Consider the following 12915-nt stretch of genomic DNA (forward strand, 5'->3'; position numbering starts at 1 on the left):
TAGGGTCTCGCGGCCTTCTCCCCTAGTCCCAGCCGCTCGACAGCCTCGATATAGCCCTCCGATTCCAGCCGCTCCAACGTCGGGTAAATCACTGACGGCCCGGGCCTCCACAGTCCCTGGGTGCGTTCGTACATCTCCTCCATGATCTCGAAGCCGTGCCTGGGCCGCTCAAGGAGCAGCCGGAGGATGTAGGGCTTCAGGAGCCCGTGAGGGACCATGTCTACGCGGAAGGGACCGCAGTGGCAGTGGTGATGCCCGGGCACGTCGCCTCACTCCGGCTTGGAGCGCAGGGCCTGGAGCCGACGTTCGAGGGCTTGAATCTCCGCCTCAAGGTCGGCCTTGTAAGCCTCCAGATCCTGGACGAACTCCTCCTTCGTCGGACGAGAGGCCCACTGCGGGCCGTATCCAGGACCGTAGCCGGGGCTGCGCCCGTACCCGTAGCCCGGTTCGTGCCAGTTCCCGCCGCAGTCGCATCCATGTCCGTGCCCGTGATGGCAGCTGTACATGCTGTGGATTCACCTCTTATATCGTGCCCGATATAGGACGCGATATAAGGTCCTTTTGCAAGTACATCGAGGCAGCCACGGCACCCGAGACCCGCCAGCGACGGATCGATGCTGCCGTGGCCGAGCTCCGGACGGCTTGATCGCCAGGGTGCGGCGGGACACGTCCGCCCGGGTTCATTCGAGGTGGCACCGCCTCAGTCGCGGACACCGGTGACGCTCACGTCGGAGGTCAAGACCTGGAACGACCGCATCGCGTTGCCGTCGGGGCCTTTCACGTCAAAGTAGCGAACCACGTTGGGAACCGTCTCAATCTCGGTCGCTGCAATCCCGCCCTCCCGGATTCGCTCTCGCTCGCGGGAGAGGTCTCGGACTTCGAACAGGAGGTTCCGGCTCGAGGGCCGGACCTGGCCGATCACGATCTGCACCCAAGCTCCGCCGATCTTGAACTCCACGTCTCCGGGGAAGGGCTCCAAGTCGGGGCCTTTCCCGAAGGGCCGCGAGTACCATTCCCGCGACTTCGAGGGGTTGCTCACGTACGTTCTGAGGCCGAGGCCGACACGCCACGATCCTCGACCGCGGAGCGTCCCGGGTCGCGATGGCGACTTGGAGGGCGTCTCGACGCCGAGCGGCCTCCGGTCCGTTGAACGGGTGGCAGCCCCTCAGGCGCCGCCGAGGGTGACCAGGAGGTCCGAGGCGAACCCGGCGACCAACCCGACGAAGATCCCCACCATGAGAATCGTGTTCACGGCCTGTCGCCTCCCGACGTTGTACATCATCAGGGTCACGTACACGAGGGCTCCACCCGCCAGGCTGAGGAACAGGACGTAGGTGAAGGCCGAGCTCCAGACGCTCCCCAGGATCGTTCCGAGCAACGTGGGGCCGCCGCCGATCAGGCCCGCGGTGATCAGGAACCGGGCGCTCGGCCGCTTCGCGAGCCCCGTCAGGGGACCCGCGATCCCGAAGCCCTCGGTCGAGTTGTGCGCCCCGAACCCGATGATGAGGAGGACCGCGAGGCCAACGGAACCCGACGCATAGGATTGGCCGATCGCGACCCCTTCGCTGAAGTTGTGCGCGCCGATGCCGATCGCGATCATCGTCGCGAGGCGGTACGCGTCCACCTGGGGAGAGCGTTCCCCGGCGCGCGGACTCGCGAGGTACCTCGTTTCGTAGAAGACCAGCCCGAGGAGTCCGACCGCGAGGCCACCGAACAGCGCGACGAGGGCCAGCATGGCGTCTCCCAGGGGCGCAGTGCCCGTGTACGCGCCGAGGGTCGCGCCTTCCACGGACGCGAGGGCGTGGGCGAAGACGTCGACGATGAGGAAGACGAGGATGCCCATGGCCACCGCGTTCAGGAACCCCTTCACGTTCGCACTCACGTGCTGCAGGGCCGCCAATGGCAGGCCGAGGAAGATCGTGAACCCCGCGATCGCCCCCAGCAGCAGGAGTTGCAGGTATGCGAGCATGGTGCGCCGGGCCGCTGGTATAACGGTGTTATTCTTATAGCCTCGCTTGGCCCACTCGGTGCGAGTCCCTCGTCGCCGCGAAGGCGGCGGACCCGGCGACCAACACGGCCCTCCGGCACAAGCTATATGCGATCCGCAGGCCTGCGCGGACTGCCGACTCCCAGGGAAGCCGGCAGGTCGCCCGCATGGCCGAGACATTCATCGGCGGATTCGCAGGGGGCTTCCTGGAGAAGGGATTCCACATCGGGTACGGACTGTACTTCACCACGGAGAGGGTGATCGGGATCGACCTGGGCAGCCACGGCGGCGGCGCCCTCGGCGGCACGCTCGCGGGCTTCGTCCACGGCGAGCTCATGCCCCGCCTGCCTCCCGAGGAGAGCGACCGGACCATTGCCATGCTCGACGGAATCAAGGACTTCGACATCGGACGCGAGGCGATCCGCGCGATCGACCTCAAACGACCCGGTCTGGGGTCCGGCCACATGACGATTACGCCGGTGAGCGGAGACCCCATCACGGTCAAGCTACGCCACCGAACCGCGTACGATCGGCTCGTCCAGCTCACCCAGGTCTTCGGCCCGCAGCTCGTCCGCTCGTCCTAGGGATCCGAGCGGCGGCCACGCTCCTTCACGATCGTCTCGGCTTGAGACTCCATGCAATCGCGGCGGTCCCCGCTGCCACATAGAACAGCCCGACCGCAACCACGGCGACGGGCGCGTGGCCCTGCCCATAGACACCAAGGAGGACTCCGGCGGCGATGAAGAAGAGTCCCAAGATGCCGAAGGAGGCGCGCTCGATGCGCATCGTTCCTCCCTGCTCATCGCCCGCTATACGCGCCCGGACCACTTCCGACGGACTCCTTCCGAATGGCCTCGAGAGTTCGTCGAGCGCGTTCCAGGCGTGCCTTCGCGGGGAACACTCGCCTCCCCCACACTGCTAGGCTTCCTCGAGCTCCAGCTTCCGGATGCCCTCATCGATGAATTCGAGGATGGCGTTCAAGTCCGCAATGTGCCGATCGACTCGACGAAGCCCCTCATCGGATTGCTCATGGCTCGGATGTCCTGCGTGGGCGGCGCGCATCATCTCCTTCGCATCCTCCGAGAGAACCTCCTTGCGATTCAGGGTGTCTTGCCGGAGCTCGTGCAACCCCTTGAGCCGAACCGCAACCGGGGAGTGCCGGTACTCTTCGACCTGGTGCGTCAGGCGTGCGGCGTGAAACAGGATTGGGAAGCCGAAGACCCCGTCGTCCTCGAGTTGCCTCGACAGCTGCTGCCGCTCCTCGTTCGACATCGCCCCGTATCGGGCCAAGAGCTCCCCGAATCGCGACATGCAGTCGGATCGAAACGGAAACGGGGCCACTTAAGGGTTCGGAGACCGGGGCCTCGCCGCTCCGCCTTGGCCATCCATGCGAGGACCGCGGACGGTTTGGATATCCCAACAGCCATTCGTCCCGATCCACCGAAGGACCCGCAACGGCCCCGAGCATAGCTTGAAGGACCCGGGTACGCCCCCATGACCCTCTGCACGCCCATACGGTGTCGGGGGAGGAACTCACGCACGACTTCCGGTGCACCTGCGGACACGGGCTTGAAGAGCACCAGGGAAGCGATGCGTGTCGCGAAGGGGACTGCTCCTGCCTCCACTTCGAGATCGACTGGGGCTTCGAGGACGAAGTCCCCGCTTAACGCCTGACGCTCAGAGTTCGATCCCGAACGAATCTCGCGGGACCGCGGTCCGTTGCGCGTGCGTGAGGATGCGCTCCGAACGCCCGCGACCTGTGCTCACGATGAGACGGGAGCCGCTGAGCGTGATCCGACCCTCGGGCGCGACGCGGCTGCAGATCGGGTTCTGGGTGAGGTGCGGCTCGTGGATCGCCCACGAGCCACGTTCGAAAAATCGTTCATGTAATCGAAAAATCGAAATACCTCCGCTCCCATGGGTACCTCGTGCTCGAGGATCTCGTGGGTTCGCGCGCGAAGGTCCGGATCCTGCGTGCACTGTGCGCACACCCCCGGCGGGCGTACACCCTGCGCGACCTCTCCCGGACGCTCGGTCTCTCCCTCGGCACGACCGTCCCGGCGATCGAAGATCTCCTGGGCTCGCGAGTCGTGACGACGCAGCGCGTCGGACGCTCCCGCACCGTACGGCTGAACGAGAGACACCCCCTGGCGGGAGCGCTGAAGGCCCTCTTCCGCGAGGAGGCAGACGCCCTCGTCCGCGCCGCCCGGTCGTTCGCGGACGCCCTCCCCTCCCAGGGCCTGAAGGCCGCCGTCCTCTTCGGGTCCGCGGCGCGGGGGGAGGCCTCCGCCCGCAGCGATGTGGACGTCCTCGTCGTGGTCGACGAGCCGCGACGGGCCGAGGCGATCCTTCGCGAGGCGGGGTCCATGCTCGACCGTCTCGATGCCGCGGTCTCGCCCCTCGTCCTCACGGAGCGCGAGGTGGACCGCCGGATCGCGGCGTTCGATCCCCTCCTGGAGACGATCGCCGCGGAGGGTAAACTCCTCCGCGGGAGGGCCCCGTGGCTCGGACGGTGAGGCGCGAGGCGGCGTCCGCGTACCTCGCGCAGGCGCGGGAGTTCTTGGCGTCCGCCCGCTCGAACCTCGAAGAGGCCCGGTACAACGCAGCCGGGTTCGACGCGGCCCAGTCCCTGATCAACGCGAACGACGCGCTCACGGCGCACGTGCTCGGCGTCGTGGCGTCCCTGGACCACCGCGAGGCCGTGCGCCTGCATGTGGACGTCGTCCGGATCCTCGGGGACGCCTCCCAGCGGGACGTCCTGAAGCGCGACCTCGACGAGCGCTCGACCTTCGGCTACCTCGGCGCCCGGGCTTCCCGGTCCCACGCGGACCGGGTCCTCCGGGACGCCGCGCGCTTCCTCGAGTGGGTGCGTCGGACCATCGAAGCCTGAGGGGTTCGTGGGGCATGGAGTTCGGGACCGTGGAAGGAACCCGGATCGCCGCCCACGACCACTCGGCACGCCCATATGGGGTCCGGGGAAGGACGCATGCATGACTTCCGGTGCACGTGCGGTCACGGGCTGGAATTGCACCCCGGAAGCGAGGAGTGCCGCGAAGAGGACTGCCCCTGCCTCCACTTCGAGATCGGCTGGGGCTTCGAGGACGAAGTCCCCGCATGACGCTCCGACGCTCAGAGTTCGATCCCGAACGAATCCCGCAGGACCGCGGTCCGTTCCGCGTCCGTCAGGACGCGCTCCGAACGCTCTCGGCCCGTGGTCACGATGAGACGGGAGCCGCTGAGCGTGATCCGACCCTCGGGGGTGACGCGGCTGCAGATCGCGTTCTGGGTGAAGTGCGACTCGGGCGACGTCTGCATCCAGCGGTTCCTCGGCTCGAACTCGTCGAGGCGCCGTGGCAGGAGCGTGAAGCGGTACTCGGGGTTCCAGTCTGCGTGGTCGTCGCGCGACCAGAGGATTCGGCGCGGGCCATCCTCCGTGATCCGGAACCCCTTGCCGCCGTCCGGTTGTTCGTCCCTCGCCTCGAGCCGGAGAGGCCCCAGGAAGAGCTCTCCGAATCCCACATCCGCGAGCCAGGGCTCCTCGAGGCGGACCTGAAGGGTCATGTGGTCGAACTCCGGGGTGAATCCCTCCCCGACGGCCTTCGCGACCCCGGCAGAGAGCATGTCGACCCGGAATCCGAGCCCCCGCAGGAGGAGGGCGAAGAGACCGTTGAGCTCGCAGCAGTACCCGCCGCGCCGCCCTTCCACGATCTTCCGCTCGAGGGATCGTGGGTCCAGCACGATGGGGCGGCCCAACGGGATGTCGAGGTTCTCGAAGGGCACGGTCCGAAGATGGGCCAGGTGCAGGTCCCGCAGCGTGGCGAGGGTGGGCTCCCGGGAACCGCGGTAGTCGATCCGACCCAGGTATGCGTCCACGTCGACGTCCAAGGATCTCCGCCTCGCCCGCCTGCAGACCAAGCCGGCGCGCCCCTTCAACCTTGAGTGCCCGCAGGTTGCCGTGAGGGACCCAGCCTACACACAAGCGGTTCTCTCGGAGGAGGTCGAGCTCACCGCGGAGGATCGGCGGCAGCTTGGGCCCCGCATGAGCGAGGTCCGTTCCCTGTCGACCCGGCATGGAGGCATGTTCCTCAACGCCGTTGAAATCTCCTCAAGTACCGACGAAAACGAAAGGTGACCGGATTGCGATCCGGTCGTTCGGGGTTCTTCCCATGAAGATGTTCAGAACTGCTCGAAGGTCGGCAGCGTCTCGGTGGACTTCACGCCGGACACGCCCTGGACCCGCTTCACGATCGAGGAGAACATGTCGTTCCGGTTCTCCGCCCCGATGCGGGCAATGACGTCCAAGTCGCCGGTCGTGCCGATCAGGTTCTCGACGCCGGCGAGCTTGCTCAGCTCACTCGTGGACCGCGCCGGGTCGAGGCTCCGGATGAGCACGTACGCGCTCGCCGGGTGGCTCTTCTTCTCCGGGCTCTTCCAGTTCTGGAGTCCCGGGTACGCGCGGAGTTCGCGGACGCTGTCCATCGCCTGGACATGGGCCGTGAACTTTTGAAGTTCGTCCATGCTCTTGAAGCTGGCCTCGACGGCCACATCGTGCTGGCCTAGGACCGCCTCCGCCTTCGTGACGTGGGGCTGCTCCCGGATCGTCTTCAACGTTCTCTCGACACCGCCGGGCGCCACCTTGAGAAGGATGATGCTCTCACCGTTCAGATCGGTTGTCATGATGTTACCTCGACTGGCTCTAGCACCATCCTGCACTTATACTATGGTAAACCTAATCTGAGCACCCACTAACGGGTTCGAATGCGAATCGGGTGATCGGGGCGGCTCGGGACAGCGTTGACAAAGGTCGAGTTGCACGGCGGTCATGGGTTCGGAATCGCGGAGACCCTGGCGCGACCGGTGACCGTTCCCCGGAAACCGTGCGAACACACCGGGCCTGGGTTCGGCTGCGCAGCGCCGCCGTCGGAGGAGAAGGGCCCTTCGGCATCCTTGACAAAGCTTTTTCCATGGTTCTCGTCGATTCCGCGGGCGGATGGGCTCGATTCCGGGAGCCGTTCGGCCGCGGCACCGTCCTTCGCCGGGAGGTTTCCGTGCCCGGTAGTCGGAGGGTCTCGGGGTCCGCCGGGCCACCGTCCCTGGAGCGAGGAGATGGCGTTCGCCTGAAGTTCCTGTATCCCGGGGGCGCCGTGGAGATCCTCGACGGCACGTGGATTGCCATCGTGGGCCTCGGGGCCGGCGGCTCGGAAGCGCTGTCCCAGTGGGTCGTCATCGAGGTCGAAGGGAGGGAGATCTGGAAGCCCTTGGCGTACCTCGCCCAGGCAGAGGTCCTCCAAGAGAACCGCGAGCCCGCGACGCACGCCCAAGAGCGGTTCGCCCGCGAGGTCGGGGATCTCGGGTACCATCGATGACTTTGCGGCGGGCCGAAACCCTCATTATCCCGCGTGATATTACGTGTCACACCCAACAAGCGTAGGCCCTGCGGGGTGCGGGGGCAGGGGGTGATTGTTTGGTTGACTTGTCAGAGGAGAGTGTCCTCTTCCTACGTGTGACGCCGGGCCGCGTAGAGAGTGCCCTGAGCGAACTTCAGCGGCATCCGCAGGTGAAGAGTGCGGAGCCCGTCATGGGCGCGTACGACATCGCGGTCACGGGCGCCTTCCGGACCATGGACGAGCTGCGAAAGTTCCAGTCCGAGATCGAGGCGAAGGAGTTCTGCGAGGGTTCGACGGCCCACCCGGGCTTCGAGAATTGGCACCGCACGAAGGAGGCCGAAGAACCCGTCAACGGCTGGACCCTGATCCGGGCCGTCGACGCGGAGCGGGCCATGCAGGAGCTCCAAGAAGTGCCGTCCGTCCAGCGGATCATCGGGACGACGGGCGAGTACAACGTGATCGCCCGCATCGGCGCGAAGGACTCGAACGCCCTGCAGCAGTCCGTGATCCGGGAGATCCAGAAGGTCCACGGAGTCCGACGGACGGAGACGCGGCCGAGCCTGACGAAGGCGTGAAGGGACGAGGGCCTGCGGGCCCTCCGTCCTCATTTTCTCGTCCGAGGCCAGGCTTCCTGCGGAAACGGGCTGGCGCTCCGGCTCCCCTCGGGGTTACTTCTCCTTGTGCGCTCGCCAACCGAAGGGCTTCGACTTCTTGCCCTTCTCGAGGCGGATGCTCGTGGCGACCAGGTGGGCGGCCTGCTCGCTCTTGTTCACGAGAGGCGCCAGTCCCTCCTTCAGCCAGTCTTGGAGGGCCGCGGGATTGTCGGCCGCCTTCAGGCTCTTGAATCCCTCCGCCGCGGCGGAATGACGTCCGACGAGTTCCCGCGCGGCGCCGACGACCGGGTGCCCGTTCACGACCCGCAAGAATAAGTTGATATACTATATGACTCCATACTCGGTCCCATGGAGGTTCCCTCGCTTCCTCCGAAACTCGACCGACAAGGGCCTACCCTTGAGACCGTCCACATGGTCGAATCCCTGCTCCGGAAATACGACGAACCGCTCAGCCTGAACCGGATTAAGGCCCTCCTCCCCCGTAAGGTCATGCACGAGACGCTCCGGGAGGCGATCGACCACTACAAGCGCCTCGGCTGTGTGACGGAAGGCTCGAAGGGCGTGATGTGGACCCTGAACGCCGAACCGGGCTTCTGGAAGGCCGTCGAGGCGTGGGAGGTTCGATGACCTGGCCCCGCTCACCCCGAGCGAGGTGCGCGTGGGACCCCGGGCCCTCGCCGCCGAGAAGGGGCTTCAGCCCAGGCAGCGGAAGCAACTCTCGTGGTGGATCGGCCGCCTGAAGTCGGATGCCTTCGCGGGGGACCAAATCCCCAAGGACCGCATCCCCCCTCAGCTCGGCCCTCGGAGCGGCCTTCCGGCGAACCCGACGAACGCTTGGCGCTTCGAACTTCCCCTGGCGTTCCGCGGAATCTACACCGTGCAGTCGTCCCCAGGGACCGGGACCGTCGTGCTGATCCTGGAAATCCTCTCGCACAAGGACTACGACCGGATCTTCGGGTACCGGTGAGGGTCGGCCGAGTCGTCTCCCGGCGACCCCAACGAACCCCTCGCGCGTCGAGATCCCGCTGGCCGTCTGGGTATCCGCCCCGTGCCGATGTCCCGGCCCGCGCGCCCGAACCCGCCTGCGGCGTCGGGCGTGTCCGGCGGGGCCTCCGGGAGGACGGTGGGGCGGCCAGGACCGGGCAAGCCCAAATCCGTCACCGATCGTTACCCGGTCCGGTCCTCGTGAGCTACCGCGCGGTCCTCGGCAACCGGAGGTTCGTCCTCTACCTGGCGATGACGGCCGCGGACAACATGGGCTACTCCTTGTCCATCGTCGCGATCCCAATCGCATCGCGCTGGCGGACGGCGCGGCAGGTTCTTTACAGAGAGCCTCCATAGGCGCAATGGCCCGTCCACGACCGCCATTGTGGATAGGAAAGCGGAGCGTCGGAGCGAAGCATGAGTCCTGACCCGAGAAGAGCAACGTCTCGGCCCACCGGAAGGAAGGGGCTGGTTCTGGCCGCGGGAATCATCGTCGTTCTCGGGGTTCTCCTGGGCGCGATTCTCGCCGTGGGTCTCAACTTGGACCGCGCCATCGACGAGAGCAACCCTCCCACGCTGACGCACATCTACCTGAGCATGGCCTTCAACCCGTACAGCGGGCTGGACGAGGTGTTCCCCGCGAACTTCACGATTCCTGCCGGGGCCGACGTCATGTTCACGGTCACGAACTACGACAACGCGACGAACCCGATCCCGGACGCGCTCGCCGTCGTGGCCGGAGTCCGGGATGTGACGGGAGCCGCGACGAGCGGGCGCAACGTGACCCACACGTTCACGGTCCATGCGCTGGGGATCAACGTGCCGATTCCTCCGGCACAAGGCCGGCGGCCCGCGATCGTCACCTTCACCGTGCACGTGGACGCGCGCGGAGACTACGCGTGGATGTGCATGGCCCCCTGCGATCCGGTGTCCATGGTGACCCCGGGGTTCATGCGGGGGACGATGACGGTCGCCTGAGGGCGTTCAACCCGGTCATCATCGCCTTGCGCGAGGCCCGATCGACAGCTTTCGGATAGCACCGAGCGCGACGCCCTTGAGCTTCCCGCCCCGCCCACGGAGTGATTCTCGCGTCCCCTCTCCCTGGAGAAAGCTTGATATATGTATCTTGTTATCAAATCCTTGCTATATTGATGAAGAATATCACATCGACATACATAATCCGCCGCCTTGCAGAGCTCCAGGTCACCTCCTTCCGCGACGAGGAGTTCAGTCGCCTCTTCGGACTCACTCGAACTCGAGGCTACCAGGTCCTTCACCGGCTCGTGGGTTCGGGGCTCCTCCACCGGATTGCCCGGGGTCGATACGTCGTCGGCGGCCCGGGAGAGGGAACCGCCCTGGGCCAGCCCTTCTTCCTTGCCACGCGGATCGTGGAGCCCTCGTACGTAGGCTTCTGGAGCGCCTTGGCCTACTACGGATGGACCGAGCAGGCGCCTCGCGTGATCTTCGTGGCGACGACGAGGCGGTCGGGTCGAAAGGTCATGGGGGCGGTCTCCGTGCGGTTCGTCCGGCTTCGGCCCTCGCGATTCTTCGGCTATGCGGCCGTCCGCCAAGGGAACCTGGAGTTCCCGATGGCGGAGCCGGAGAAGGCGATCGTCGACTCCCTCCTCCTCCCGGAGCACTCGGGCGGGATGGAGCTCGTGGCCTCGGCGCTGCGGGAGGCCCTGCCCGGCCTGGATCGATCGAAACTCGAGAGCTACGCCATGCGCACGGGCGTCCGGAGTCTCGCCTCCCGCCTCGGATACCTCCTCGAACGGTCGGGCATCGCCTCGGAGTCCCTCCGGCCGGCGAGCTCTTCCGTCTACGTGAAGCTCGACCCCCGCGGCCCCCGACGGGGTTGCTACGACTCGCGCTGGCGGGTGCTCGACAACCTCCCGGAGGCGGCCTGATGCTCGCGCGTACGCAACTCGAGGTCATCGCGCGGCGGGAGGGCGTCCCGCTCCATGTGGTGGAGTGGGACTACCTCCAGCACCTCTTCCTGCGCCATGGCGGGCACGGGCCGCTGGCGTTCAAGGGGGGCACCTGCCTGCGGATCGCCTACGGGAGCCCGCGCTACTCCGAGGATCTCGACTTCAACGCGGACGGCGAAATGTCCGAGGCCCTGGACCATGTGAGGGCTGCGGCCCGCCGACTCGCGGATTACGGCATTCGGGCCGAGGTCGTGCGGCGTCCGACCCGGGAGGGCCTCGCGGCCATCCTGCGGTCGGAAGGCCCCCTGTACACGGGGGACCCGCGAAGCCGGGCCGGGATCCGCCTCGAGGTCAGCCTGCGGCACGAGACCGTGGCGACCGAGGAGGTGTTCGTGCCTCGGACGCCGTACGCCGACGTACCCCAGCTCGTCCTTCGTGTCCTGACGAAAGACCATCTCCTCGCGGAGAAGGTCCGCGCCCTCCTGGTCCGTGGGAAGCCGCGGGACCTGTACGACGTGCACTTCCTCCTTGTGCGGGGAGCGACCGCGCCTCGTGAACTCTTGGACCTCAAGATGGGCCTCTACCGCCGGCGGTTCACCGCGTCGGGGCTGGAGAAAGGGATCGCTTCCGCGCGACCGGCGTGGGCAAGGGATCTCGGGTCCCTGCTGGGCCAGGTCCCGCCGTTCGAACCAATCGCCGACGAGGTCCGTGCCCGACTAGGCGTGGTTCGACCGGGACTTGGCGGAAGACGGCCTCGGCGGACGCGTTAGGCGAAGGCGCGCCGGACGCGCTCGAGGAGGCGCCGCTTCCGTCGGGCTTCCGGATTCGCCCGGAGCGTCTGCGGGTCGAGGTACCTGGGTCCGGATGGAGCGGCCGCTCGGTCGGTCGCCACCCGGCTTCGACGGCGGTCAATTCATCAACTTCATCGACGGGAACGTTCATGGCTTGCCCGCGCGAAGCGGTACGGGGCGATGGCATGGGTGAAGCCTGGGGGTCCCTGCAAGATCAGCTGCGGACGATCGTCGTACGCGCCTTCTACTCGAAGGACGCACCGGAGGCCATGCGCATCCTCTACGCGCCCGACGCCGCGTACGTGAAGGCCGTGACCATCGAGCACTGGCGCTTCCTGCAAGCCTTCCCGCGGTGGTGCGGCGCGATCGTCGCGCGGTGCCCCCACCAGGACGTCTGGGAGTACGAGATCGACAACCTCCACGACGAACTGGTCCATGATCCGGCCGTGGGCGGAGGGCACTACGTGATCGTGCGGCAGGCGTGCCGGGAGAGCGGCTGGAACGACGAGGCGATCGACCATGGACGCGCCCACCCGAAGATGCAGCGGGCGATCGACGACTGGTACGCGATCGTGCGCGACCGGCCCTGGGTGGAGGCCATGGCGGCGGTCCATGGCACGGAGATGCTCGCGGACCAGCGCCTCAAGCAGCACCCGGACTTCGCGATGCCCTCCATCGTGAGCGACCGGAGCTTCCTCGAGAAGGGCGCGTTCGGCCCGGCGACGCGCCTCTGGCTCTCGACCACGGCCGCGGACACGGCCCACGCGGGTCGCGCGGCGGATCTCGTGGCGAAGTACGCGGCGACGGACTCCACCCCGGACGCGGTCCTCGTGACGTTCCGCCGCTCGATGGCGGACATGGGCCTTTACATGGAAGCGATCGCGGAGCGCCGGCGCGAGATCCTGGAGGCGAAGACGTGACCGACCCGGTCCCCGGCGAATCCAAGGACGCGGGCTGCGCCCTCTGCGGGAGCTCCTGGGGGAACTACTGGCGCGAGACGGAGGGCGCGAACCGCTTCTTCTGTTGCTCCCTGTGCGCGGACGCGTGGGAGAACGCGGTGGCCAAGGTCAAGGAGAAGACCGCATGGCCGAGGGTGGATTTCCTGTTCCTGGAGGACCAGCGGGGGAATGAGGCGGACGGCCGGGCTCGCTGCGGCGAGAAGGAAGTGCGTTTCGTCCTCGCGGGGAACGACGACGGCACGATCACGCACTTCGATCTCGTATG

The 12915-nt window shown here is 66.9% G+C and carries 23 protein-coding genes; 14 read left to right on the forward strand and 9 right to left on the reverse strand.

The annotated features are described in order from the left end of the window. The 4 genes from VEY12_02740 to VEY12_02755 all read right to left on the reverse strand — a co-directional run. On the reverse strand, positions 1-263 hold a 263-nt coding region (locus tag VEY12_02740), incomplete at its 3' end, for a PadR family transcriptional regulator (GenBank protein HYM39049.1). 6 nt (positions 264-269) lie between these two features. Next, on the reverse strand, positions 270-506 hold the full coding sequence (locus tag VEY12_02745; protein HYM39050.1) for a DUF5320 domain-containing protein: 237 nt from the start codon (positions 504-506) through the stop codon (positions 270-272). A 194-nt stretch (positions 507-700) separates the two neighbouring features. Next, positions 701-1039, reverse strand: a complete 339-nt coding sequence (locus VEY12_02750; protein HYM39051.1) for a hypothetical protein — start codon at positions 1037-1039, stop codon at positions 701-703. A gap of 126 nt (positions 1040-1165) precedes the next feature. Beyond that, entirely contained in the window at positions 1166-1969 is an 804-nt protein-coding gene (locus VEY12_02755; protein ID HYM39052.1) for a ZIP family metal transporter, read from the reverse strand. 185 nt (positions 1970-2154) lie between these two features. Between VEY12_02755 and VEY12_02760 the strand changes: the two genes are divergently transcribed. Next, positions 2155-2571, forward strand: coding sequence for a hypothetical protein (locus VEY12_02760; protein HYM39053.1), 417 nt, complete (start codon positions 2155-2157; stop codon positions 2569-2571). A 25-nt stretch (positions 2572-2596) separates the two neighbouring features. Here VEY12_02760 and VEY12_02765 read toward each other — a convergent pair whose 3' ends face one another. Then, positions 2597-2773, reverse strand: a complete 177-nt coding sequence (locus VEY12_02765; protein ID HYM39054.1) for a hypothetical protein — start codon at positions 2771-2773, stop codon at positions 2597-2599. 132 nt (positions 2774-2905) lie between these two features. Continuing rightward, entirely contained in the window at positions 2906-3298 is a 393-nt protein-coding gene (locus VEY12_02770; protein HYM39055.1) for a hypothetical protein, read from the reverse strand. A 617-nt stretch (positions 3299-3915) separates the two neighbouring features. Between VEY12_02770 and VEY12_02775 the strand changes: the two genes are divergently transcribed. The 3 genes from VEY12_02775 to VEY12_02785 all read left to right on the forward strand — a co-directional run bounded on the left by VEY12_02775 (position 3916) and on the right by VEY12_02785 (position 5105). Continuing rightward, positions 3916-4503 carry a nucleotidyltransferase domain-containing protein gene (locus VEY12_02775; GenBank protein HYM39056.1) on the forward strand — a complete coding sequence of 196 codons (588 nt, stop codon included), beginning with the start codon at positions 3916-3918 and terminating at the stop codon, positions 4501-4503. Further along, entirely contained in the window at positions 4488-4877 is a 390-nt protein-coding gene (locus VEY12_02780) for a HEPN domain-containing protein (protein HYM39057.1), read from the forward strand. The genes VEY12_02775 and VEY12_02780 overlap by 16 nt, the downstream gene beginning before the upstream one ends. A gap of 96 nt (positions 4878-4973) precedes the next feature. After that, positions 4974-5105 carry a hypothetical protein gene (locus VEY12_02785; GenBank protein ID HYM39058.1) on the forward strand — a complete coding sequence of 44 codons (132 nt, stop codon included), beginning with the start codon at positions 4974-4976 and terminating at the stop codon, positions 5103-5105. Positions 5106-5116: 11 nt separating this feature from the next. Here VEY12_02785 and VEY12_02790 read toward each other — a convergent pair whose 3' ends face one another. Continuing rightward, positions 5117-5872, reverse strand: coding sequence for an arylamine N-acetyltransferase (locus tag VEY12_02790; protein HYM39059.1), 756 nt, complete (start codon positions 5870-5872; stop codon positions 5117-5119). 291 nt (positions 5873-6163) lie between these two features. Continuing rightward, positions 6164-6664 carry an Lrp/AsnC ligand binding domain-containing protein gene (locus VEY12_02795; protein HYM39060.1) on the reverse strand — a complete coding sequence of 167 codons (501 nt, stop codon included), beginning with the start codon at positions 6662-6664 and terminating at the stop codon, positions 6164-6166. A 287-nt stretch (positions 6665-6951) separates the two neighbouring features. Between VEY12_02795 and VEY12_02800 the strand changes: the two genes are divergently transcribed. Both VEY12_02800 and VEY12_02805 read left to right on the forward strand, forming a co-directional pair. Then, positions 6952-7353: a hypothetical protein gene (locus VEY12_02800; protein HYM39061.1), complete on the forward strand. Its 402-nt coding sequence runs from the start codon at positions 6952-6954 to the stop codon at positions 7351-7353. A gap of 98 nt (positions 7354-7451) precedes the next feature. Further along, positions 7452-7949, forward strand: coding sequence for an Lrp/AsnC ligand binding domain-containing protein (locus VEY12_02805; GenBank protein ID HYM39062.1), 498 nt, complete (start codon positions 7452-7454; stop codon positions 7947-7949). Between the two features lie 93 nt (positions 7950-8042). Here VEY12_02805 and VEY12_02810 read toward each other — a convergent pair whose 3' ends face one another. Next, positions 8043-8288: a hypothetical protein gene (locus tag VEY12_02810; protein HYM39063.1), complete on the reverse strand. Its 246-nt coding sequence runs from the start codon at positions 8286-8288 to the stop codon at positions 8043-8045. Between the two features lie 48 nt (positions 8289-8336). Between VEY12_02810 and VEY12_02815 the strand changes: the two genes are divergently transcribed. The 8 genes from VEY12_02815 to VEY12_02850 all read left to right on the forward strand — a co-directional run. Continuing rightward, complete coding sequence (locus tag VEY12_02815; protein HYM39064.1) at positions 8337-8615, forward strand: hypothetical protein; 279 nt, start codon at positions 8337-8339, stop codon at positions 8613-8615. A 31-nt stretch (positions 8616-8646) separates the two neighbouring features. Continuing rightward, entirely contained in the window at positions 8647-8955 is a 309-nt protein-coding gene (locus VEY12_02820; GenBank protein ID HYM39065.1) for a hypothetical protein, read from the forward strand. A 218-nt stretch (positions 8956-9173) separates the two neighbouring features. Beyond that, positions 9174-9329, forward strand: coding sequence for a hypothetical protein (locus VEY12_02825; GenBank protein ID HYM39066.1), 156 nt, complete (start codon positions 9174-9176; stop codon positions 9327-9329). A gap of 60 nt (positions 9330-9389) precedes the next feature. Then, positions 9390-9950, forward strand: a complete 561-nt coding sequence (locus tag VEY12_02830) for a hypothetical protein (GenBank protein HYM39067.1) — start codon at positions 9390-9392, stop codon at positions 9948-9950. 173 nt (positions 9951-10123) lie between these two features. Beyond that, the gene (locus VEY12_02835; GenBank protein ID HYM39068.1) at positions 10124-10879 is read left to right on the forward strand and encodes a type IV toxin-antitoxin system AbiEi family antitoxin; all 756 of its coding nucleotides are present in this window, start codon (positions 10124-10126) and stop codon (positions 10877-10879) included. Further along, positions 10879-11670: a nucleotidyl transferase AbiEii/AbiGii toxin family protein gene (locus VEY12_02840; protein ID HYM39069.1), complete on the forward strand. Its 792-nt coding sequence runs from the start codon at positions 10879-10881 to the stop codon at positions 11668-11670. The genes VEY12_02835 and VEY12_02840 overlap by 1 nt, the downstream gene beginning before the upstream one ends. 206 nt (positions 11671-11876) lie before the next feature. Continuing rightward, entirely contained in the window at positions 11877-12611 is a 735-nt protein-coding gene (locus VEY12_02845) for an iron-containing redox enzyme family protein (protein HYM39070.1), read from the forward strand. Then, on the forward strand, positions 12608-12915 hold a 308-nt coding region (locus VEY12_02850), incomplete at its 3' end, for a TA0938 family protein (protein ID HYM39071.1). The genes VEY12_02845 and VEY12_02850, both read left to right, overlap by 4 nt.

The organism is Thermoplasmata archaeon (assembly GCA_035632695.1).
In the GTDB taxonomy this organism is placed as follows: Archaea; Thermoplasmatota; Thermoplasmata; order RBG-16-68-12; family RBG-16-68-12; genus RBG-16-68-12.

Coding starts and splice junctions, on each gene's coding strand:
- VEY12_02745 (HYM39050.1), bottom strand. CDS start 506: ATGTACAGCTGCCATCACGGGCACGGACATGGATGCGACTGCGGCGGG.
- VEY12_02755 (HYM39052.1), bottom strand. CDS start 1,969: ATGCTCGCATACCTGCAACTCCTGCTGCTGGGGGCGATCGCGGGGTTC.
- VEY12_02760 (HYM39053.1), top strand. CDS start 2,155: ATGGCCGAGACATTCATCGGCGGATTCGCAGGGGGCTTCCTGGAGAAG.
- VEY12_02765 (HYM39054.1), bottom strand. CDS start 2,773: ATGCGCATCGAGCGCGCCTCCTTCGGCATCTTGGGACTCTTCTTCATC.
- VEY12_02770 (HYM39055.1), bottom strand. CDS start 3,298: ATGTCGCGATTCGGGGAGCTCTTGGCCCGATACGGGGCGATGTCGAAC.
- VEY12_02785 (HYM39058.1), top strand. CDS start 4,974: ATGCATGACTTCCGGTGCACGTGCGGTCACGGGCTGGAATTGCACCCC.
- VEY12_02795 (HYM39060.1), bottom strand. CDS start 6,664: ATGACAACCGATCTGAACGGTGAGAGCATCATCCTTCTCAAGGTGGCG.
- VEY12_02800 (HYM39061.1), top strand. CDS start 6,952: ATGGTTCTCGTCGATTCCGCGGGCGGATGGGCTCGATTCCGGGAGCCG.
- VEY12_02815 (HYM39064.1), top strand. CDS start 8,337: ATGGAGGTTCCCTCGCTTCCTCCGAAACTCGACCGACAAGGGCCTACC.
- VEY12_02830 (HYM39067.1), top strand. CDS start 9,390: ATGAGTCCTGACCCGAGAAGAGCAACGTCTCGGCCCACCGGAAGGAAG.
- VEY12_02835 (HYM39068.1), top strand. CDS start 10,124: ATGAAGAATATCACATCGACATACATAATCCGCCGCCTTGCAGAGCTC.
- VEY12_02840 (HYM39069.1), top strand. CDS start 10,879: ATGCTCGCGCGTACGCAACTCGAGGTCATCGCGCGGCGGGAGGGCGTC.
- VEY12_02845 (HYM39070.1), top strand. CDS start 11,877: ATGGGTGAAGCCTGGGGGTCCCTGCAAGATCAGCTGCGGACGATCGTC.